At 72.1% G+C, this 22,240-nt stretch carries 16 protein-coding genes; 7 read left to right on the top strand and 9 right to left on the bottom strand.

Translation table 11 applies throughout. From position 1 onward, the window contains the following. On the bottom strand, window positions 1-597 hold the full coding sequence (locus FHX81_RS07490; RefSeq protein WP_141976356.1) for a tetratricopeptide repeat protein: 597 nt from the start codon (window positions 595-597) through the stop codon (window positions 1-3). On the opposite strand from FHX81_RS07490, the gene FHX81_RS07485 reads away from it, so the two are divergent. Then, the gene (locus FHX81_RS07485) at window positions 596-889 is read left to right on the top strand and encodes a hypothetical protein (protein WP_141976354.1); all 294 of its coding nucleotides are present in this window, start codon (window positions 596-598) and stop codon (window positions 887-889) included. The two genes, FHX81_RS07490 and FHX81_RS07485, sit on opposite strands and share 2 nt — an antisense overlap. Here FHX81_RS07485 and metH read toward each other — a convergent pair. The 4 genes from metH to FHX81_RS07465 all read right to left on the bottom strand — a co-directional run bounded on the left by metH (window position 871) and on the right by FHX81_RS07465 (window position 7,525). Beyond that, entirely contained in the window at window positions 871-4,458 is a 3,588-nt protein-coding gene (gene metH / locus FHX81_RS07480; RefSeq protein ID WP_141976352.1) for a methionine synthase, read from the bottom strand. The two genes, FHX81_RS07485 and metH, sit on opposite strands and share 19 nt — an antisense overlap. Before the next feature lie 151 nt (window positions 4,459-4,609). Continuing rightward, on the bottom strand, window positions 4,610-5,404 hold the full coding sequence (locus tag FHX81_RS07475) for a LutC/YkgG family protein (RefSeq protein ID WP_141976350.1): 795 nt from the start codon (window positions 5,402-5,404) through the stop codon (window positions 4,610-4,612). After that, the gene (locus FHX81_RS07470; RefSeq protein WP_211363408.1) at window positions 5,391-6,800 is read right to left on the bottom strand and encodes a lactate utilization protein B; all 1,410 of its coding nucleotides are present in this window, start codon (window positions 6,798-6,800) and stop codon (window positions 5,391-5,393) included. Before FHX81_RS07470 ends, FHX81_RS07475 begins: the two co-directional genes overlap by 14 nt. After that, complete coding sequence (locus FHX81_RS07465; protein ID WP_141976348.1) at window positions 6,797-7,525, bottom strand: (Fe-S)-binding protein; 729 nt, start codon at window positions 7,523-7,525, stop codon at window positions 6,797-6,799. Before FHX81_RS07465 ends, FHX81_RS07470 begins: the two co-directional genes overlap by 4 nt. Before the next feature lie 40 nt (window positions 7,526-7,565). Between FHX81_RS07465 and FHX81_RS07460 the strand changes: the two genes are divergently transcribed. The 3 genes from FHX81_RS07460 to FHX81_RS07450 all read left to right on the top strand — a co-directional run bounded on the left by FHX81_RS07460 (window position 7,566) and on the right by FHX81_RS07450 (window position 10,683). After that, window positions 7,566-8,288, top strand: coding sequence for a FadR/GntR family transcriptional regulator (locus FHX81_RS07460; RefSeq protein WP_246107678.1), 723 nt, complete (start codon window positions 7,566-7,568; stop codon window positions 8,286-8,288). A gap of 176 nt (window positions 8,289-8,464) precedes the next feature. Then, window positions 8,465-10,285, top strand: a complete 1,821-nt coding sequence (locus FHX81_RS07455) for a hypothetical protein (RefSeq protein WP_141976345.1) — start codon at window positions 8,465-8,467, stop codon at window positions 10,283-10,285. An 11-nt stretch (window positions 10,286-10,296) separates the two neighbouring features. After that, complete coding sequence (locus FHX81_RS07450) at window positions 10,297-10,683, top strand: hypothetical protein (RefSeq protein WP_141976343.1); 387 nt, start codon at window positions 10,297-10,299, stop codon at window positions 10,681-10,683. Window positions 10,684-10,703: 20 nt separating this feature from the next. Here FHX81_RS07450 and FHX81_RS07445 read toward each other — a convergent pair whose 3' ends face one another. From FHX81_RS07445 to FHX81_RS07435, 3 genes are all read right to left on the bottom strand, one after another. Beyond that, window positions 10,704-12,092 (bottom strand): rhamnulokinase, encoded by a 1,389-nt coding sequence (locus tag FHX81_RS07445; RefSeq protein ID WP_141976341.1) that lies wholly within the window; start codon window positions 12,090-12,092, stop codon window positions 10,704-10,706. A gap of 111 nt (window positions 12,093-12,203) precedes the next feature. Further along, window positions 12,204-13,865, bottom strand: a complete 1,662-nt coding sequence (locus FHX81_RS07440; protein WP_141976339.1) for a peroxidase family protein — start codon at window positions 13,863-13,865, stop codon at window positions 12,204-12,206. 217 nt (window positions 13,866-14,082) lie between these two features. Beyond that, a complete protein-coding gene (locus FHX81_RS07435; RefSeq protein WP_141976337.1) occupies window positions 14,083-17,484 on the bottom strand; it encodes an NACHT domain-containing protein in 3,402 nt (1,133 codons plus the stop codon). An 83-nt stretch (window positions 17,485-17,567) separates the two neighbouring features. On the opposite strand from FHX81_RS07435, the gene FHX81_RS07430 reads away from it, so the two are divergent. Continuing rightward, a complete protein-coding gene (locus tag FHX81_RS07430; RefSeq protein WP_211363407.1) occupies window positions 17,568-18,263 on the top strand; it encodes a class I SAM-dependent methyltransferase in 696 nt (231 codons plus the stop codon). A 59-nt stretch (window positions 18,264-18,322) separates the two neighbouring features. Continuing rightward, entirely contained in the window at window positions 18,323-19,189 is an 867-nt protein-coding gene (locus FHX81_RS07425) for a transglutaminase-like domain-containing protein (RefSeq protein ID WP_246107677.1), read from the top strand. On the opposite strand, the gene FHX81_RS07420 is transcribed toward FHX81_RS07425, so the two are convergent. Continuing rightward, complete coding sequence (locus tag FHX81_RS07420) at window positions 19,186-20,022, bottom strand: SDR family NAD(P)-dependent oxidoreductase (protein ID WP_246107676.1); 837 nt, start codon at window positions 20,020-20,022, stop codon at window positions 19,186-19,188. The genes FHX81_RS07425 and FHX81_RS07420 overlap by 4 nt on opposite strands. A 705-nt stretch (window positions 20,023-20,727) precedes the next feature. On the opposite strand from FHX81_RS07420, the gene FHX81_RS07415 reads away from it, so the two are divergent. Further along, complete coding sequence (locus FHX81_RS07415) at window positions 20,728-22,239, top strand: flavin-containing monooxygenase (protein WP_141976331.1); 1,512 nt, start codon at window positions 20,728-20,730, stop codon at window positions 22,237-22,239. Window position 22,240: the final 1 nt, after the last annotated feature.

Below are 22,240 nucleotides of genomic sequence, written 5' to 3'. Positions count from 1 at the left end.
CTACGTCCGCTGCAACTCCGACCACGCCTGGTTGATCGGATCGGTGATCGCCCGTGACGCCGGGTCGTTCGGGAACAGCCGCCGCAGTTCCCGCTTCACCTCCTCGGCCACCATCAGCAGCGCGTCGACCGACTTGCGCGGCGCGTCGAGCGCCTCGCGGGTCCACTCGGCCGCCGCGTCCGGATCGCCCTGCCGCAGCGCCACCACCGCGAGGGTCAGCCGTGCTTCGGTCGCCCGCATCGGACTGCTGTCGGTGCCATCCGGGCGGCGTGAGATGCGAAGCACTTCACGGGCGTGGTCGGCGGCCTGCCTGTCTTCACCGACCAGGCGGTAGCAGTCCATGGCGTAGAAGTCCCACTTCTGCGGGTCGATGACGAAGTGGTTCTCCGGCCGGGCCGGGTGTTCGTGTCGACCCAGGACGCGATAACCCTCATCGAGGATGCGGTGGACGTCGTCGCGCTGCCCCATGCGCGCTGCCGCCTTCGCCGCCTGAGCCGACAGTTGCACCACGATCGACGTCTGCGGCGCTGCTTTGGTCCCCGCCTCGGAGAAGTCGCGCACCGATCGCAACCGGTTCTGCGTGAGGGCGAACCTCATGCACGAAGTGGCACGGGAGGACGCACCACGGCTGTTCGCCATCGTGGAGGAGTACGGCGAGGCGGAGGACGCGCGGGTCGCCGGATACGGGCTCGCCTACGCCGACCGTGCCGAAGCCGACTCGGTCGAAGGTGGTTTCCGGCTCAGCGCCGACAGCGCTGAACGTGCGCGAGCGCTGTTCGAGATCAGCACCGGCGACGTGGCCGTGCGGCGGGTGCACCTGGTGTGGCTCGACCAGGTGCACCGCGGCTCAGGCCACCCCGGCGGAGCCGGTCAGGCCTCGGGCTCGTAGGCCAGGTTCGGGCGCAGCCAGCGCTCCACCTCGGCGATCGGCATGCCCCGCCGTGCCGCGTAGTCCTCCACCTGGTCACGGCCGATGCGGCCCACGGTGAAGTAGCGCGACTGCGGGTGGGCGAAGATCACGCCGCTCACGGCGGCCGCCGGGGTCATCGCGAACGAGTCGGTCAGCGCCAGCCCCACCTGCTCGGCCTCCAACATCGAGAACAGGTCCCGCTTCTCGCTGTGGTCGGGGCTCGCCGGGTAGCCGAACGCGGGCCGGATGCCGCGGAACCGCTCGGCGTGCAGGTCCTCCAGCGCCGGGTCGGCGTCCGGCTCGAACCAGTCCCGCCGCGCCCGCAGGTGGATGTGCTCCGCGAACGCCTCGGCCAACCGGTCCGCCAACGCCTTCACCATGATCGACTTGTAGTCGTCCTGCTCCCGCTCGTACCGCGCGGCCAGCTCCTCGGCACCGTGGATCGCCACCGCGAACCCGCCCAGGTGGTCGCCCTCGGGTGCGACGTAGTCGGCCAGGCACCGGTTCGGCCTGCTCTGCGGCTTGGCCGTCTGCTGCCGCAGCATCGGCAGCCGCCGCCCGTCGACCACGATGTCGTCACCCTCGGAGTGCGCGGGCCAGAACCCGTACACGCCCTTGGCGTGCAGCGAGCCGTCCGCGATGATCCGGTCCAGCATGGCGTTCGCGTCGTCGAACAGCTCCTGCGCGGCCGGGTTCGTCCGCAGGATCTTGGGGTACTTGCCCTTGAGCTCCCAGGCCAGGAAGAAGAACGTCCAGTCGATCATCCCGCGCAGCTCCGCCAGCGACGGCTCCACCACGCGCAGCCCGGTGAACGCGGGCGTCGGCAGCTCGTCGAACGACACCGCCTCCGCGTTCGCCCGCGCCTGCTCGACCGTCAGCAACGGCGTGCTCTGCCGGTTCTCGTGCTCCTCGCGCAACCGCTGCTGCTCGACCCGCGTGTCCTGCGCCAGCTCCTCGGCCCGGTCCGGGTCCAGCAGCGCCGACACCACGCCCGCCACCCGTGACGCGTCCAGCACGTGCACCGTGGTCTGGTCGTAGACGGGCGCGATCCGCACCGCGGTGTGCTGCCGGGACGTCGTCGCACCGCCGATCAGTAGCGGCAGCTTCATCCCGCGCCGCTGCATCTCCGCCGCCACCGACACCATCTCGTCCAGCGACGGCGTGATCAGCCCGGACAGGCCGACCGCGTCCGCGCCCTCGGCGATCGCGGTGTCCAGGATCTTCGCCGCGGGCACCATCACGCCCAGGTCGACCACGTCGTAGTTGTTGCAGCCCAGCACCACGCCGACGATGTTCTTGCCGATGTCGTGGACGTCACCCTTCACCGTGGCCAGCACGACCTTGCCGTTGCCGCGGGTGGAGCCGGAGGCTTCCTTCTCCGCGTCCATGTACGGCTCCAGGTGCGCCACCGCGCGCTTCATCACCCGCGCGCTCTTCACCACCTGCGGCAGGAACATCTTGCCCGCGCCGAACAGGTCGCCGACGACCTTCATCCCGTCCATCAGCGGACCCTCGATGACGTCCAGCGGACGTGCCGCCTCCAGCCGCGCCTCTTCGGTGTCCTCGATGATGAAGTCGACGATGCCGTGCACCAGCGCGTGCTCCAGCCGCTTGGCCACCGGGCCCTCGCGCCACGCCAGGTCGACCACCCGCTTGGTGCCCGAGCTCGCCACCGTCTCGGCGAACGACACCAGCCGGTCCGTGGCGTCCGGGTGCCGGTCGAACAGCACGTCCTCGACCAGCTCCAGCAGGTCCTTCGGGATGTCCTCGTAGACCGCGAGCTGCCCGGCGTTGACGATGCCCATGTCCAGGCCCAGCTGCACCGCGTGGTACAGGAACGCCGAGTGCATCGCCTCGCGCACGGTGTCGTTGCCGCGGAACGAGAACGACAGGTTCGAGATGCCGCCGCTGATCCGCACGCCCGGGCAGCGCTGCTTGATCAGCGGGATCGCGTCCAGGAACGCCTTGGCGTACCCGTTGTGCTCGGCGATGCCGGTCGCGACCGCCAGCACGTTCGGGTCGAAGATGATGTCCTCGGCCGGGAAGTCGGCCTTCTGCGTCAGCAGGTCGTACGCGCGGCCGCAGATCTCGACCTTGCGCTCGGTCGTGTCGGCCTGGCCCAGCTCGTCGAACGCCATCACGACCACGCCCGCGCCGAAGTCGCGGATGCGCCTGGCCTGGGTCAGGAACGACTCCTCACCCTCCTTGAGGCTGATGGAGTTGACCACGCCCTTGCCCTGCACGCACTTGAGCCCGGCCTCCAGCACGCTCCACCGCGAGCTGTCGATCATGATCGGGACGCGGGCGATCTCCGGCTCGGTCGCGATCAGGTTGAGGAACGTGGTCATCGCCCGCTCGCTGTCGAGCAGGTCGGCGTCCATGTTCACGTCGAGCAGGTTCGCGCCGCCGCGCACCTGCTCCAGCGCGACGTCCACCGCCGCCTGGTAGTTGTCGCCCTCGATCAGCCGGCGGAACTTCGCCGACCCGGTCACGTTGGTCCGCTCGCCGATCATCACGAACCCGGTGTCCGCGCCGATCTCGAACGGCTCCAGGCCGCTGAACCGGCTGCGGTCGGGCACTGGCGCGACCGACCGCGGCGCCATGTCCCCGACCGCCGCCGCGATCCGCGCGATGTGGTCGGGCGTCGTGCCGCAGCAGCCGCCGACGATGTTGACCACGCCCTCCTCGGCGAACTCGCGCAGCAGCGCCGCGGTCTCGTCGGGGGTCTGGTCGTAGCCGCCGAACGCGTTGGGCAGGCCGGCGTTGGGGTGGCTCGCGGTGTAGGCGCCCGCGATCCGGGACAGCTCGGTGACGTGCGGTCGCATCTCGGCCGCGCCCAGCGAGCAGTTGACGCCCACGACCAGCGGGTCGGCGTGCGCGACGGAGTTCCAGAACGCCTCGACCGTCTGCCCGGACAGCGTGCGGCCGCTGAGGTCCACGATGGTGACCGAGATCCACAGCGGCAGGTGCGGCGCGACCTCGCGGGCCGCGGCGACGGCGGCCTTGGCGTTGAGCGTGTCGAAGATCGTCTCGATGAGCAGCAGGTCGACGCCGCCCTCGGCGAGCGCGCCGATCTGCTCCGCGTAGGCGTCCTTGACCTGGTCGAACGTCACCGTCCGGTACGCCGGGTCCTCGACCCGCGGCGACAGCGACAGGGTGACGTTGAGCGGGCCGACGGAGCCCGCGACGAACCGGCCGCCCGCCTCGTCGGCGGCCTGGCGGGCGAGCTGCGCGCCGCGCACGTTCATCTCGCGGACCAGCTTCTCCAGGCCGTAGTCGGCCTGCGCGATGGACGTGGCGGTGAACGTGTTCGTGGTGGTGATGTCCGCGCCCGCGGCCAGGTACTTGCGGTGGACGTCGAGGATCAGGTCCGGCCTGGTGAGGTTGAGCAGGTCCGGGTCGCCGGTGACGTCGTGCGTGTGGTCGCCGAGCAGGTCGCCGCGGTAGTCGGCCGGGGTGAGACCGGCGGCTTGGAGCATCGTGCCCCAGGCGCCGTCGAGCACCGCGACGCGCTGGTCCAGCAGCTCTCGCAGGGCGTTTTCCGACACGCAGCCTCCCTTGGTGGGAGGCGCCCTTGGGGATCTTCGCCCGGCCGAGCGTGGCGGGCTGGGTCGCCCGTTGCAGCGCCTCTCGATCGGGAGTCCGATCCTAGCGAACCAGGCGATCGTGGGCGGATCCGCCCAAAGGGTGAGAAGTCGATCACACGATTTCCGTCAGGTCCGGCGTCACGATGACGACCTCCAGCGTGCGCGGTCCGTGCACGCCTTCGACGCGTTCCAGCTCGATGTCGCTGGTCGCGGACGGTCCGCTGATCCACGTCTGGGTGCGCGCACCGGCCAGCGCGGCCACCGCGTCGGGCACGCCCGCCACCACCTGCTCGGCCCGCACGACGACCAGGTGGTAGTCCGGCACGAGGGTGAGCGCCCGGGGACCCTGGTCGGCGGCGTCGTGGTCGAGCACGATCGTCCCGGTTTCCGCGACCGCCACGTGACACGCCGTGACCACCGCGTCGGCCGCCTCGACGATGTCGCGAAGCGCTTCGCGAGCGTCCCCGCCAAGGGGAACCCTTGACTCGATTCTACCGGCGGGGTCCGACGGATCCGGGCCCCGAGCGGCTTCCGGGGCGGCCTCGGCGCCAGGCCCGGCGGTGGATGCAGCCCCGCGTCCAGCGCCAGGTCCAGTCCCAACCCCGGCGTCGGAGGAAGCGGCACTCCCGGAGGCGGCCCACGTGGCGGTCCACTCGGGTGGGACGCCGGGCGCGGTCACGACGTGTCGCGCGCCGCGGTCGGCCAGGGCGGCGGCGACGGCGTCGGCCACTCCGTCGGCGGCCACGAGCCGGACGCGGGCGCGGTAGTCGCGCAGGCGTTCGGCGAACAGGTCCAGGTCACCGGGCCCCCGCGTGCCCGCCGCCCGGTACTCGCGGGGCACCGGAGCCACCTCGCGCGGCCCCTTCGCCCGCCGCACCCTCGCCAGGACCTCGTCACGAGCGCTCATCGCGGGACTCCCACCAGTCGCGGAACGACTCCTGCGGCGGCTGCGGCAGGTCCCGCGCCGTCGACCAGCCCGGCAGCGGCACGTGCCGGCTCGCCACCCGGCCGAACTTCCCCAACCGCAGCAGCCGGCGCCACCGCCGCGCGTCCGACATCGCCCACGCCAGCGCCCGCATCGCGGTCGACTCCGGCGTGGTCCGCTTCGCCGACACCACCCGTTCCCGCAGGTGCACCAGCATCGACGGGATGTCGATCGCCACCGGGCACACGTCGTAGCAGACACCGCACAGCGACGACGCGAACGGCAGCGTCGGGTTGCGGTCCACCCCGGTGAGCTGCGGTGACAGCACCGCGCCGATCGGGCCCGGGTACGTCGAGCCGTACGCGTGCCCGCCGGTGCGCTCGTACACCGGGCACGAGTTCAGGCACGCCGAGCAGCGGATGCAGCGCAACGCCGCCCGCCCGTCCGGGTCGGCCAGCGTCGCGGTGCGGCCGTTGTCCACCAGCACCACGTGGCTGGTCTGCCCCTCGGTCGGCCCCGTCCACACCGACGTGTACGGGTTCATCCGCTCACCGGTCGACGACCGCGGCAGCAGCTGCAGGAACACCTCCAGGTCCTGCCACCGCGGCACCAGCTTCTCGATGCCGACCACGCTGATCAGCGTGCGCGGCAGCGTCAGGCACATCCGGCCGTTGCCCTCGGACTCGACCACCACCAGCGACCCCGTCTCGGCCACGCCGAAGTTCGCGCCCGAGATCGCCACGTCCACCGTCATGAACTTGTGCCGCAGGTGCTCGCGCGCCGCCTCCGCCAACGCCCGCGGGTCGTCGGTCAGGTCCGGGTCCACGCCCGGCATCCCGCGCCGGAAGATCTCCCGGATCTCCGTGCGGTTGCGGTGGATCGCGGGCACCAGGATGTGGCTGGACCGGTCGTGGCCCAGCTGCACGATCAGCTCGGCAAGGTCCGTCTCCACCGCGTGCACGCCGATGGCGGCCAGCGCCTCGTTCAACCCGATCTCGACCGTGGCCATCGACTTGACCTTGATGACCTCGCGCGTGCCGGTCGCCCGCACCAGGCCGGTGACGATCCGGTTCGCCTCCTCGGCGTCACGCGCCCAGTGCACCGTCGTGCCGCGGCCGGTCAACGCCTCCTCGAACCGGACCAGGTACTCGTCCAGGTTGGCCAGCACGTCGTCCTTGATCGCCGCGCCCGCCGCGCGCAGCTGCGCCCAGTCCGGCAGCTCGCCCACGACGTTCGCGCGCTTGGCCCGGATCGTGGTGGTGGCCTTGGCGAGGTTGCGGCGCAACTGCGCGTTCCCCAGGGCCTCGCGCGCCGCCTTGGGGAACGGCTCGCCGGTCAGGTTCCCGCCGCCCGCGGGCATGCCCAGGAACGTCGTCATCGCGTGTGCTCCAGGATCTGCGCCAGGTGCAGCGGCCGGACGCCGCTGCGCAGCCTGCTCAGGCCGCCGCCGATGTGCATCAGGCACGACGAGTCGCCCGCCGTGACCACGCCCGCCTTCGTGCTCAGCACCGCGCTCATCTTGTCCGCGAGCATGGCGGTGGAGGTGTCGGAGTTCTTCAGCGCGAACGTGCCGCCGAACCCGCAGCACGTCTCGGCCGACGGCAGCTCCACCAGGTCGATGCCCTCGACCGCGCGCAGCAGCCGCAACGGCCGGTCGGCCACCTCCAGCACGCGCAACGAGTGGCACGTGGGGTGGTAGGTGACGCGGTGCGGGAAGTACGCGCCCACGTCGGTGACCCGGAGGACGTCCACCAGGAACTCCGACAGCTCGTACGTGCGCTTCGCCGTGTCGGCCGCGGCCTCGGCGAGCTTCGCGTCACCGTGCTCGCGGGCGACGTGGGCGTGCTGGTGCCGCACCGACCCCGCGCACGACCCGGAGGGCGCCACGATCACGTCGGCGTGCTCGAACGCCTCGACGTGGTTGCGGATCACCGGCAGCGCCTGGCCGGGGTAGCCGGTGTTGACGTGCATCTGGCCGCAGCAGGTCTGGGCGGGCGGCACGACCACCTCGTGGCCGAGCCGCTCCAGCAGCCGGACGGTCGCCTTGCCGACGTCCGGGAACAGGCCGTCGACCAGGCACGTGACGAACAGCGCGACTCTCACCGCGGTGACTCTAGGGTGTGTGGTCTGACCACACCAGGGTGTGGCCGGACCACAGGAGGTGGCGGTTCGGGTGTCCGGGTACGGCGCGGTGCTGCGGCACGTCGAGGCGGAGCTGAGCGCGGGCAGGCTCGGCGTGGGCCGGCAGCTGCCCGCCGAGCGCAAACTGGCCGAGGACCTGGGCGTCAGCCGCGCCACCGTGCGCGAGGCGATCCGCGTGCTGCAGGCGATGGGCGTGGTGCGCAGCGGCGTCGGCTCGGGACCGGACGCGGGCACCACCGTCATCGCCGACCCGGCGGGCGGGCTCGGTGCGGCCCTGCGCCTGCACCTGGCCACCCGCCGCCTGCCGATGGCCGACCTCGTCGGCACCCGCGTGATGATCGAGAGCCACTCCGTCCGCGCCGCCGCGGCCCACCCCGACCACCCCGACCTGGCCCGCGCCGCCGACCTGCTGACCCGCATGGACGCGCCGGACCTGGACTCGGACGCGTTCCACCAGCTCGACGCCGACTTCCACGTCGCCCTCACCGCCGCGGCGGGCAACGCCGTGAACACCGCGATCATGACCGGGCTGCGTGACGCGATCCACCGCACCGTGCTGGACGCCGTGCAGGCGTTGCCCGACTGGTCCCGCACCGCCGTGCGACTGCGCCGCGAACACCGGTCGATCCTGCGCGCCGTGCGGACCGGTGACGGCGACCTGGCCGCCGCCAGGGTCACCCGCCACGTCGAAGGCTTCCACCGGGAGTGGGTGCGCCACGCCTGAGCGTTGCACTCGGGGTGCGCGAACGTTAGGACTCCCGCGCTCCGGACGTAAGGACTCACGAGGGTGGGGTACGGAGGGTGAAGGGTCACCTGATGAGGTGACGTATTGGTGCTCGAAAGTGGGCTGTGGGGTCGATCCCGGTTTCGCGGTGCGGGGACCGTGCTTCCATCCTGGACGTGGATGACAGATCTGCCACGGTCACCGTCGGGGGGAATCTCAGCGGAGTCGTCGTCATCGGGGACAACAACGTGGTGTGCGACTACGCCGGCACCACGATCGGTCCGGCGACACCACCCGCGGTCCGGCGTGTCGAGCCGCGCTCGCCGCGGTGGGGGCCGCGGGACGCGCCCCTCGGACGGGACGCGGAGCTGCGCGCCGTGCACGCCGGGCTCGACGCCCACCGGCACGTCCAGCTGCACGGGCCCGCGGGTTACGGGAAGTCGTTGCTGCTCCGGCAGGTCAGCCAGGACCGCGCGGCGCGCGAGCACCTGATCTGCCTGTCCGCGAGCGGCAAGCACATCGACGACGTCCTGCAGGAGGTGTTCGAGGCCTGCTACGAGGCGGCTGAGCACTACCGGCCGACTACCGCGCGCCTGCGCCGGTTCCTCGAGCCGATCCGCGCGGTGCTGGTGCTGGACCAGTTGTCCACCGACCCCCGCGACATCGAGCACGTGCTCGACACGGTCCCCGGCTGCACCGTGCTGTCCGCGGCCAGGGAACGGACGCTGTGGTCGGCGGGACAGGCCATGGCCCTCGGCGAGCTGTCCGCCGAGGCGAGCGTCGCCCTCGTGCGGCGCGTCCTGGGCCGCCCGCCGACCGACGCCGAGCTCCGGCAGGTCCGGGCCGCGCGCGGCAGCCCGCCCGCGCTGCTGCGGATCGCCGCCGGCACGACCGACCACCGGCACCGCCGCGTCGTCCGGGTGCTCGCGCTGCTCGGCGGCGTCGCCTGCTCGGCCGCGTTGCTCGCGCTGCTGGCCGGGATCGCCTCGGCCGAGGTGGCGCCGGTCCTGGCCGACCTGGAACGAGCGGGCCTCGTCACGGCCGACGGCGCCGGTTTCCACCTCACGACCCGGTCCGGGGATGTCGCATCCGCGTCCGCGGCGGCCACCACCCTGGCGGACTGGCTCTGGCGCGGCCCGACGCGGCACGAGGTCGTCGAGGCCGTACCCGCCGTCGTCGCCGTGCTCGCCGCCGCCGGCCCCACCGCCGACGCGCTGGCGCTGGCCCGGGTCGCCGCCCCGGCAGTGCTGCGGTCCCTGCGGCTCGGCGCGTGGGGAGAGGTGCTGCGCTCCGGCCTGGAGGCGGCGCGACGGGTGGGCGCGTCCGACGAAGTCGCCTACTTCGAACGGGAACTGGCCGTGCGGGACCGGCTGCTGGCGGAACGCCCACGCCCGCGTCCGCTCTGGCGGGCACTCCTCCCGCTGCTGCTCCTCGCGCCCGTGATCGGTCTCGGCTGGGCGGCCCTGAGCGAACCGGGCGACCCGACCGCGCGGCCACCCGCCCCCACCACGCCGGGCGAACCGGTTCCGATCACGACCATCGCGGACGGGCCCCCCGCCTCAGACCCGGCCGACCCGACCGACCCGCCGACGGCACCGCGGTGCGCTCCGCTCCTGCCCGCGTCCGGGCAGCTCGACCCCGCGCGGGAAAGCCTCTCCGTCCCGATCAGCCCTCAGCCCTGCCACGCCCGCGGCGTCCCGACCGGGCGGACGGCGCTCGGTGGTCCCGACCCCGAGGCATTCATCCTCAAGTCCGACTGCCCGGACGTGCTGTGGCCGGGTGAGAGCTGCACGGTGACGATCTACTTGAACGCCGTCGCACCGGGCCGGTACACGACGCAGTTCGGGTTCCCCGACGAACGACCCATGGTGGTGAGAGGTGTGATCGGGGCGATGGACCCGCCCGAAGCGCCGCCGGCCACGACGACGACGACCACCACCACCACCACCACGGCGGCGACCACCAGCACCACCACGACCATCCCCACTCCGGGGTGACGGGAGAGATCATGTCCGACAACCGGTTCCGCGTCCATGTCGGAGGAGACCTCAGCGGCAACGTCGTCGTCGGTGCGAACAACACGGTCACCAACGCCCCCGTGCGGCTCACCGCCGGCGAGGCGGACGACCTGGCCGCGCTGTTCGCCCGACTCCGCGCGCAACTCGGTGCGGAGGACGACGCGGCCCGCGCGAAGGTCGACGACCTCGAAGAGGCGATCACCGACGGCGAACCGGACCTCGCCACGATGGAGAGCGTCCGCAACTGGTTCGGCCGCCGGATGCCGCGCCTCGCGGCGTCCGTGTCGGAGCTGATCCTCAACCCGGTCGTCACCAAGCTCGTCGGGGCGGCCGGGGCCGGGCTGGCGGCCGAGTTCACCCGGCGGTTCGGCGGCTGAGCCGGACGCCCCGACCCGCGTCAGCGCGGCACGTGGTGGCGGACGTCCTCGGTGGCCGCCAGGTCGGCCCGGATGGCCTCCAGGGTGGCCGGGGCCGCGCCGTGCGCCCTGGCCTGCACCAGGACGTTGCCCAGCGCCGTCGCCTCCACCGGGCCCGCGGTCACCCGGCGGCCGGAGAGGGCCGCGGTCAGGCGGCACAGCAGGTCGTTGCGGGAACCGCCGCCCACGACGTGGATCACGTCCACGTCCCGGCCCGTCAGCTCCACCGCCTGGTCGACGGTCCGCGCGTACGCGACGGCCAACGAGTCGAGGACGCACCGCACCGTCTCCGCCGGGGTGCGCAGCGGGCCGGTCGCCGCCGCCGCGATCCGCCGCGGCATGTCGCCCGGCGCGATGAACGCCGGGTCGTCCACGTCGACGGTCGGGCCGCCCGCCGGCAGGGTCTCCGCCTCGGCCAGCAGGGTCGGCAGGTCCGGATCCGCCCACTCGCGCAGCGACTCCTGGAGCAGCCACAGGCCGCCCACGTTGCGCAGGAACCGGGTCCGGCCGTCCACACCGCCCTCGTTGGTGAAGTTCAGCTCCCGCGCCCGCGCGCCCACCACCGGCTCGGGCAGCTCCACGCCCACCAACGACCACGTCCCGCTGGACACGTAGGCGAACCGCGACCCGTCGGCCGGCAGCGCCACGACCGCCGACGCCGTGTCGTGCGACCCGACCGTCGTCACCGGCGTCGTGCTCGGCAACCCCGTCGCCGCGACCACCTCCGGCCGCAGCGATCCGCGCACCTCACCCGGCTCCTGCAACGGCGGGAACGGCACGTCGGCGGCCAGCTCCGGCGACCACGTCCGCGTCCGCACGTCCAGCAGGCCCGTGGTCGACGCGTTGGTGACCTCCGTCCGCAGCTCACCGGTCAACCAGTACGCCAGCAGGTCCGGCAGCAGCACGACGTGCGCGGCCTTCTCCCACAGCGGCGACGCGCGCTCGGCCTCCAACTGGTACAGCGTGGTGAACGGCAGGAACTGCAGGCCGTTGACCGCGTACAGCTCCTCGGGCGACACCCGCGCGTGCACCCGCTCCACCGCCTCGGCGGTCCGCCCGTCCCGGTACGCCACGGGCTCGGCGAGCAGCGAGCCGTCCTCGCCGAGCAGCCCGTAGTCCACGGCCCAGGTGTCGATGCCGATCGACGCGACGTCACCGAACCCGGCGGCGAGCGCCCGCAGGCCCGTCAGCACCTCCCGGTACAACCCGGTGAAGTCCCATCGCAGGTGGCCGTCGCGCTCGACCACGCCGTTGGGGAACCGGTGCACCACGTGCAACGTCGTCCGACCACCGGCCACCACCCCGGCCACGACCCGGCCGCCCGATGCGCCGATGTCGACGGCTCCGAAAACCCTGGCGACGGACGACATGGGCGGCTCCTGCGCGCTTGAATCGTTTCAAACCCTCGCAGTCAAGCGCCTCGCGCCCGGCCGTGTCAAGGAGGTGGTGCGAGCCCGGCGGACCGGGCTCGCACCACCGGGTCAGTCTCCCAGCGGGTTGAGCAGGTCGGCCTTGCCGTCGAACGCGAACAGCAGCAGGTCCGTCATCCGGAACGTCTGCGCGTCCGGCCCGAACGCGGGCCGCCACGACGGTTCGCGCACGATCGACGTGCGGCTGCCCTCCATGGCGCGGTGGAACACCTCGGCCACGATCCGCCCGCCGACCGGCCCGAGCCTGCCGTCGTGGAACTCCGCCTCCCGCAGCACGTACAGCCACAGCGGCGTCGCGGCGGTCACCGCGGCCTTCTGCGCGTCGGTCAACGACTCCAGCGACGCGCCCTGGTTGCCGACCAGGACCTGCTCCGCGGTCAACGCGGGCACACCCAGGAACTCCGCCATCTGCTGCCCGGAGGCCAACCGGACCATGGCCGCCCGGGTCAGGTTGCGGAACGCCAGGTTCCGCTGGATCTCCGGCACCGTGCCGCCGCGCCCGCCGAACGTGCCCGCCGGCAGTTCCGTCAACGGGTTCACCAGCAGGCTGTCCACCCGCTTGGTCACGTCGCCGCCGTCGGCGGTGGGCGGCGCCAGGTCCGGCCGGTCGGCCTCGGTGAAGTCGTACAGCCGGCGGAAGTCGGCGATCCAGTTCGTCGGCAGCGCGTCGACCGTGCCCGAGTTCGGGTTGTCCAGGTCCGGCAGCGTCGCACCCGGGTCGAAGTTGCCGGACGTGCCGGTGAAGACGAACAACAGGAACAACGTGGCGGCACCGCCCGGACCGGCCGTGTGGAACACCCGGTTCCACTGGTACGCGCCCCGGATCATGCTGTGCCCCAACCGGTACGCCGCCACCGAGAACTCCAGCGGCATCGTCGGGTGCAGGCCGTGCGGCGTCCGGCCGCGACCGGGTGCCTCGAAGAACCGGCGACCGTTGGCGAACACGTCGTCCACGATCGCCGGGTCCACGATCCGCGGCAGGAAGTCGGTGCGCAGCACCCACTGGTAGTGGCGCACCACCTGCTCGCGTGCCGCGGTGAACAGCCGCCGCCCGGTCAGCCCCCGTAACGCCAGCTCGTCCACGACCCGGTTGTGGAACCTGATGAACGCCAGGTGGTGCTGGGCGACGACCAGGTTCTCGTCGTTGCGGACGTCCGGTATCAGCGGCCGGCGCCGGTCGGCCCCGGTGGTGCCCGCCGCACCGAACCTCGGCAGGTCGAACCCCTCCAACGCGACGTTGACCCGCTCGTCCGGGAACGGCGTCGGCGACGTCGTGCCGACCTTCAGCTTCACGCCGTCCGCGGCGTAGAAGATCCGGTCGTTGCGGTCGCCGGGACCGCGCCCGTACACCGAGTCCAGGTCCAGGGCGGGCGAGCGGCCCTGCATCAGGTCGTCGAGGGTGACCTCCTCGCCGAGCTGCGCCTCGGTGCGGTCCATGGTCAGGTCGTGGTCGACGAACTGACCGAGGTAGGTGAAGCCCGCCGGGATCGGCGGCGCGGAGTCCGACTGCGGGACGTTCGCGGTCATGGCGGTGGCCAGGGCGACCCGGGTCTCCTCGTCCAACTGGGGACCCTCCGGTCCCAGCCGGGAGAAGCGGAACCGCCGCAACTCCTCCACCGTGAGCGGTTGGCGGGTCATCGCCCGACCGTCGCGGTCGAACTCGAGCACTCCTTCGCCCACGACGAAGAAGCTGTTGGTGCCGTGCTGTTTCATCGACCCCCCCAGGTCTTTGAGTACCCGGAACGTCCGGGTGGGACGAACGCACCCCCTGTGGTCGCCCTCAACTACACATGTACCAGGACTTGTCGATCAGATACGCGGACCAATCGGCTGGTCCGGTTGCGCTAGTCCAAGTGGGCGGGCAACCCGCTGGTCCGGTCCTTCCTGAGAGAACCTGTGAATTCGCGCCACAACGGATTCGTCGTGATCGTCACACCGCCGCCCACGCCCGCAACGCCCGCAACCGAGCCAGGGCGGGTTCCGCCCGTTGCTCTTCCAGCGCGCGGTCGAGCACGGCGAGCACATCGTCCCGACGACCACAGCGGATCAGGCGCGAGGCCGCCAGCACACCCTGATCGACCGCCTCGCCGTGGTAGCGGACCACGTGCGACCACACCGTCACCGCGGGGTGCAGCAACCCCGCCGAGGCCAGCACATCGGCCACCGCCACCCGACGACTCGCGGGGAGGTCCAGCGCGAACGCCTCGGCCACGATCTCGTCGGCACAGCGGATGCCGGAGGCTCTCATCCAGCACCGGATGATGTAGTCGAGCCAGAAACCGTCGCGCATGGTAACCACGGCCGCCCGCCGGGCCGCAGCAGCGGCCTCCTCCTTGCGGCCGCTCTCGATGAGCGCCTCGATGATCTTGTACTGCTGGTAGCCGTCGCAGTCGAGGAGCCTTTCCGCCGCGGCGGTCACCAGTTCGTCGACGAGCTCGAGCCTCCGGTTCCCGGCCAGGTCTGCCGCGACATCGGCCAGCACATCGGGTTCGGTCATGTCGTCGAGCAGACCTCTGATCAGCTCGCTGACCAGGTCACCGTGTTCGCCACCGCTCAACACCGCGATCGCCGCGGCCCGGTGCTCAGGGCCGTGCGAACGAGCCGCGGCGAAGATGTCTGCCGCTGTGGAGGGATCGTCCGGGTCGAACAACGCGCGAACGGCTCGCTCGAAGTCCCACCTGTCCGCGGTGAGGTCGGTCAACCCGGAGCGGGCGAACCGGTGCTTGGCCTCCAGGTCCTTCGTCTCCGAGAGCGCGGAAGCGATGTGCGTCCTGTGGTGGGCGCTCAAACGTGGCTGTTCCTCCACGATCCGCAGGAGTTCCGGGGCGGCATTGCAGTTCACGTAGACCTTGATGGCCTTGTAGAACTCGTATTGGCCGACGTGCTGTTCCGCCAACACCCGGCGTGCCACCTCCGTGGCCGCGTCGTAGTGCAGTGCTTCCTGAAGGGCCTGTGCCGTCTCGGTCAGGTAAGCGACCGGTGTCGCCGCCGCGGCGGCCAGTACGACCGGCACCCCATCGGCGTCAGCCACCGACAGGACCGCTGACACGGCGGCACGGAACTCGTCGGCGGTCGCGGTTCCCGCGACGAACGCCCGGTCGGCAGCCCACAAGGCCTCGTCACGGCACTTGGCGCGGGCGGCGAGCTTTGCGAGTCCACCCCATCCCACCAGGCCGGCGCCGGACACGTCCGCGGACGTCGAACCGATCGACTCCAACCGGGGCGCTCGGTCTCCGGTCAGCGCCGGATCGGCCCGCAGCCGGCGGACGAGCCCGCGGACCAGGGGACCGGCGGCCTCGGTCATCCCGGTGTCCAGCATGATCGAGACGACCGCGATCACCTGCGCGTGATCCGGTCCGGCGGCGGCCAGCCGGACGAGGAGGCGTTCCGCGCGGTCGGTCCCTTCCGGGACGAGGTCCTTCAGCGCCACGACACCGCGCTTGACCGCAGCGGGACTGGCTTGGTCGGCGAACTCCTCCACCCACCGGGCCGCCGACTCCGGGTCCTCGCGCTTGCCGAGCACGACGGCCGACTCGACGCGCACGGCTTCGGCGAGTTCGGCCCGATCGCGCAGGTCGCGCAGCCGGGTCAGGACAGCCGGGGGGACCGCCTCCGGGGGGAGGGAGACGAGCACCTCACCGGCTTCCTCGACGTCGTCCCACGGGTCGGGCAGCACGCCGTTGGCCAGGATGAGCTCCACGACGCGGTCCACGACTGCTGAGGTCAGCGACTCGTCGACCGCCACGCCTTCCGCCAGCAGCCGTCCGGCCAGCAGCACCTCGGGTTCCGTGCCCGCCAGCAGCACGGACAGCACCCGGCCCAGATCGCGCTCGTCGCGTCCCCACAGCACGAAGGTGAACAACGCGAAGGCGCGGTTGTTGCCGGACAGGCCGCGTTCGATCCACTCGTCGAGATTCGGGAAGTCCGCCGGGATCTCGCCAGCGCGCTTGCGTGCCGCCAGGAACTCCGCGAACGAGTGGTGTCGGAACCGGAGGTCGTCCTCCACGTGCACGAACACGCCGGTCCCGGCCAGCAGCGCGCGCAGGTCGTCCTGCCACTGGTCCGGCAGTTCCGGGTGGTTCTCCCTCACCCACTCGCACGCGGCCTCGAACAGCGGTGACTCGCTCTCCAGCCTGTGCGTCGCCAACTCCTCCACGACCCGGGTCCGGTGCTGGTGCACCCACTCGACCAACGCTTGCCGGTCCGCGTCGTCGCGCACCGACCGGCGCAGTTCGGCGATCGTGTTGCGCTGGCTCGCGCCGTCGTCCAACAGGTACTCCATGAACCGCCCGTAGAGGTCGACCCGGCTGTTGGGCAGCGGGCGATCCGGTTCGAGGGTCTTGGCGATGGCCGCGATCGTGGCGAGCAGCGGGTTGCGCACCAGCTCGCGAAGCCGGCCGTCACGCACCTGGCGCACGAACGCCTCCGCCGAGCTCATCGCGGTCATGAGGGACTGCGCGCGGAACCAAGCCCGCGCGAACTCCTCCAGCTCCACCCGGCCGAACGGCTGGATGGCGTAGCTGTCGATACCGGCCTGCTCCAGCGGCTTGAGCTCGTCGCCGGGCAGCGGGCGGGTGGTGACCACCAGCCGGTGGTCCGAACCCCGTCGCACCTGGTGCGCTATCGCGTCGATCACCTGCGCCCTGGTGTCCGACTCGATGATCTCGTCCAAGCCGTCGATGAACACCAGCCACCGGGCACCGAGCGCGCGACGAGCCAGCAGCGCGGACGGCGGGCGTTCGCCGAGCAACCGCCCCAGCGCGTCCTCCGCGCCCGCGGCCAGGAGGTCCGCCCACGCCCTGTGCCGGGCCAACGCCCGGGCCGGCACCCGCAGCGGCAGGACGGGTTCGGTGAGGGGCGGCCGACCGTCGCTCCCGCTGAGCCAGAACTCCGAGATCTGCTGCACGTACACGTAGCCGACGGTGGACTTCCCGCTGCCCGGCTCACCAGTGATCATCACGTGCCCGTTGCGGTCGAGCGCACCCGCGATGGTCAGCGTGCGCTCGGTCGACTCGGCGGACGGCTTGCGCTCGGGCTCGGGTGAGCGGTCGACGACCTGCGGCCTCATGGTCTGCTGCACGTAGACCTGGGTCAGCTCCGGCTGCTTCACGCCGAGCAGCTTGTACGGCAGCGACTCGGTGGCCCGGCGCTGCGCCTCGAGCAGGTCCCGCAGCTCCGGGGTCAGCGCCGGGCGGTCCGACCAGGAGGTCAGCGGCTGCACCCGATCGGCGGGTTCGGCTCCGAACCGCACGGTCAGGTGGTCGATGCTGCCCGCCTGCACGACCGGACCGGTGAAGTGCCCGCCGGTGATCTCGTTGTGCCGTTCCGCCATGCCTGGTTTGTACGCGGGATCCGCGTGGCGGTCACCGCACAAAGCGCGGGCACCTCCGGCCGCGACGCTCTACCGTGACCGGCGTGTTCCCCGACTTCCACCGCGCGCCCAACATCGCCGACCACCCCGACCTCTACGAGCGTGAGAACGAGGCGATCGACCCCGACGGGCGGTTGTGGCGGGCACTGCGCGACCAAGCCGACTGGGCCGGTCGCACGGTGCTGGACCTGGGCTGCGGCACGGGGTTCTGGCTGCCGCGGTACGCGGTCGACGCGGCCGGGGTGATCGGCGTCGAACCCGACCCGGACCTGCTGGCGCTCGCACGGGAGCGGGAGGTGGAGCGCGGCGAGGTGCGGCACGGTTCGGCCGAGCACATCCCGTTGCCCGACGCGAGCGTGGACGTCGTGCACGCCCGGTTCGCCTACTTCTTCCCGCCCGACTGCGAACCCGGCCTCGCCGAGGTGCGGCGCGTGCTGCGGCCCGGCGGCGCGTTGGTCGTGATCGACAACGACTGGCGGCACGGCGAGTTCGCCGACCTGCTCGCCGCCTCACCGTGGGCGTCCGCGCAGGGGACCGCCGACACGACCGACGCCTGGTGGCGGGACCGGGGCGCGGTGCGGACCGAGGTGACGTCGGCGTGGCGGTGCCGGGACGCGGCGGAGCTGGAAGCCGTGCTGCGCATCGAGTTCCCCGGCGAGGTCGTGGACGGGTGGGTCCGCGCCAACCCCGGCCGGCGGGAGCTGGACTACCGCTACGTCCTGTTCACCACCACCGCTTGACCGTGCCCTTGGGGGAGGCTCTAGACAGGGCGGCACAACCGCGCCGAGGGGGAGTTCACGTGATCGACTACACGACGCACAGCCGGTTCACCGATCCCGGTCCGATGACCGGGTGGCTGTCCGAGTGGCTGGACGGTGTCGGGCCGGACGTCGCGGAGCTGCGGCGCGCGGCGTCCGGGTTGGTGTTCCACTACTGGGGCAACGGGGACATCACCTCGCACGGGTTCCCGGCGGCGCGGCTGGCGGAGGTCGACCTGCGGTACGCGGCGGACATGTTCGCGCGGCTGCACTCGCTGAACCCCGCGCCGTTGGGGGAGGAGCGCGCGCCGACCGAGCGGATCGTGGGCTGCTGCCGTGACTTCACGCTGTTGTTCGTGTCGATGGCACGGCACGTCGGCGTGCCGGCGCGATCGAGGGTGGGGTTCGCCGGGTACCTCGCGCCGGGGTGGTACCTGGACCACGTGGTGGCCGAGGTGTGGGACGGCGAGCGGTGGCGGTTGGTCGAACCGCAGCTCACCGCGAGCGGGGTGGATGTGCTGGACGTGCCGCGGGACAGGTTCCTGGTGGGTGCGGACGCGTGGCTGGCGTGTCGGTCGGGTGCGCTGGACGCGGACCGGTTCGTGGTGTCGCCGGAGTGGACGATCCCCGGCACGCGGGGGTTGACGCAGGTGCGGCACGACCTCGTGCAGGACCTGGCGTCGTTGAACAAGCACGAGATGATCCTGTGGGACCTGTGGGGCGGGTTGAGCGATGCGGCCGAGCTGTCGTCGGAGGAGGTCGCGGCGGCGGACGAGCTGGCGGCTGCGTTGCGGGAACCCGGTGTGGACGTGCGGGCCGTGTTCGACACCGATGCTCACCGCGTGACGCCGGTGATCCGGTCGCTCGACCAGGCCACCCGGTCGCCGGTCGAGGTCGTCCTGCGCTAGGCCGCGGTGTTGCGGGAAGCGGCTCTCCGGGCGGCATCACGCACGGCTTCGCGCCCGGTCGGCCCGAGCCGGTTCAGCACGGCCAGGTACGAGGTGGGGAAGAGGCGGGCGAGGATGTCCGGCACCACGGCCGTCCAGGCGATCAACACGCGGCCCTTGCGCTTCTCCACCCCGGCCAGGATCCGCTCGGCGGCCTTGTCCGCGGGGTACGTCAACAGCTTGGCGAAGCTCTCCTTGCCCTGCGCCGCCTCGACTTCGTCGACCCCCGACCCGACCCGCGCCGTCTCCGCGATCCGCGTGCGGACACCGCCCGGGTGGACGCAGGTCACGCCCACGCCGCGATCGACCAGCTCGTGGCGCAACGACTCGCTGAACCCGCGCAGCGCGAACTTGCTGGCCGAGTACGCCGTCTGCCCGGGCGGCCCGATGAGCCCGAACAGGCTCGACACGTTCACCACGTGACCGCCCGGCGCGGCCAGCAACGTCGGCAGGAACAACCGGGTCAACGCCACCGGCGCCCGGAAGTTGACGTCCATCACCCAGTCGAACTCCTCGGCGTTCACCTGGTCGAACGTCCCACCCAACGCCACACCGGCGTTGTTCACCAACAGAGTGATCCCGGGATTCTCCGCCACCACCCGCGCCACGAGTTCACCGAGCCCGCCAACCTCCGCCAGATCCGCCACGTACGTCCGCACGGGCACACCCCGAACCCTCCCCGCCACCGCCGCGAGCCGCTCGCCATCCCGGTCGACCAACACCACCCCGCACCCCCGCCGCGCCAGCCCGTAAGCCAACTGCTCCCCGATCCCACTGGCCGCCCCCGTCACCACCGCCGTACCACCTGCGAACCGAAACCTCGCGAGCTGCGACACCCTGCCTCCTCGACCTCCACGCCGATGCTTCCCAACCCCCACCAGTCTGGCCCGCCCCACTCCGTCACGCCCCCGCTTCGACTTGGACCGGCCCGGGTTCGCCCGGCTCCGGCATGACTCGACCTGACTTCGCGGGAAGCGGCCGAGCGCGGCCGAGCGTGGCGGGCGCGGCGGGGCAGAGCTCGGCGACGCGGGTTCGGCGGCGCTCGGCGGGTGCGGCCGGCGGTGCCGAGGTTCGGCGTGGCTCGGCCGGCCGGGTCCGGCGGGGTCATGGGCGGCAGGCCGGAGTGGGTCGGCAGGCCGCCGACCGGCGGGCCGGGCCTGCGGGGACGGGGATGGGATGAGCTGGGCCTGCGGGACTGGTGAACGGCAGGTCGGCAGCGGGTCGTTCCGGGAACGGTGGGGTGAGGGTGGCGGCGGACGGCTCGGGGCGAGGAGGGCCGGCTGGTGATGCCGGCTGGTGATGAGGGGGTCGGGTGGGTTGGGGTCCGGGGGTGGTTGAGCGGGCTCCTCATTTCTTCAACCGACGTTCGGCGGTGAAGATAACGGCGTTTCGAAAGATTGCCCGGTTCAGGTTCACCCGATCGTGAAGGGCGACCGCCGGCCACTCCTCACGTTACCCCAGGTAGGAGGGGTGGCAGGTGGATCCAGCACACTGGTGGCATGACCACTCCCGAGCACCTCGACGTCGTGATCGTGGGCGCCGGACTGTCCGGTGTCGGCGCGGCCTACCGGCTGCGCACCGAATGCCCCGGCAAGTCCGTCGCGATCCTCGAAGCCCGCGACACGATGGGCGGGACGTGGGACCTCTTCCGCTACCCGGGCATTCGGTCCGACTCCGACATGTTCACCCTCGGCTACCCGTTCAAGCCCTGGCGCGAAGCGAAGTCCATCGCCGACGGCCCGTCGATCCTGACCTACATCCGCGACACCGCCGCGCAGTTCGGCATCGACCGACTGGTGCGCTACCGGACGAAGGTGGTGGCGGCCGACTTCTCCACCGGAACCGCGCGGTGGACGTTGACGCTCAGCGAGCGCGACGACGACGGCGCGGTCACCGAGCGCACGATCACCTGCGGCTTCCTCTACTCCTGCGCCGGCTACTACGACTACGACCAGGGCCACGACCCGGTCCTCCCCGGCATCGACTCGTTCCGCGGCGAGGTCGTGCGACCCCAGTTCTGGCCCGACGACCTCGACTACGCGGGCAAGCGGGTGGTTGTCGTCGGCAGCGGGGCGACGGCGGTGACGTTGGTGCCGGCCATGGCCGAGACCGCCGCGCACGTCACCATGCTCCAACGGTCGCCGACGTGGATCGGGGTGGTGCCCGGTCGGGACAAGCTCGCCGACAAGGTCCGCGAACTCCTGCCCGCCGGCGCCGCGCACCGGCTCATCCGCACCAAGAACATCCTCTTCGGCCTGGCCTTCTACCAGTTCTGCCGCCGCTGGCCGACCGCCGCGCGCAAGGTCCTCACCAAGCTGTCCACCAAGGCCCTCGCCGACCCCGACACCGTCCGCGAGCACTTCACGCCCACCTACGACCCCTGGGACCAGCGGTTGTGCGCGATCCCGGACGCCGACCTGTTCCGGGCGCTCAAGCGGGGCCGGGCGTCGGTCGTCACGGACCACATCGACACGTTCACGCCCGGCGGTGTGCGGCTCAGGTCCGGCCGGGAACTGCACGCCGACGTCGTCGTCACGGCCACCGGCCTCCGGCTCCTCGCGTTCGGCGGCATCACGCCCAGCGTGGACGGGCGGCGGGTGGAGCTGTCCGAGCAGTTCATCTGGCGCGGCGCGATGATCACCGGGTTGCCGAACTTCGCCGTGTGCGTCGGCTACACGAACGCCTCCTGGACGTTGCGCGCCGACCTCACCTCCCGCCTGGTGTGCCGGGTGGTCGACCACATGGACCGGCACGGCTACGCGTCCGTCGTCCCCACGCCCGACCGCCCGCTGACCCGCCGCCCGCTGCTCGACCTCGCGTCCGGCTACATCCAGCGGGCCATCGACGCGTTCCCCCGGCAAGGCGACCGCGGCCCGTGGCGGGTGCGGCAGAACTACGTGCTCGACGCGGTGTCCACGTTGCGCGGCGACCTGAGCCGCCAGCTGGTCGGCACGTCCCGCGCGGTGATCACCGGCGCGCCCGCCGACGCCGGCCGCGCGTGGTCGGGGTAGG

Source organism: Saccharothrix saharensis (assembly GCF_006716745.1).
Lineage (GTDB): Bacteria > Actinomycetota > Actinomycetes > Mycobacteriales > Pseudonocardiaceae > Actinosynnema > Actinosynnema saharense.
The sequence above is the reverse complement of the archived record's forward strand: the minus strand, read 5'-3'. Positions and strand labels throughout refer to the sequence as shown.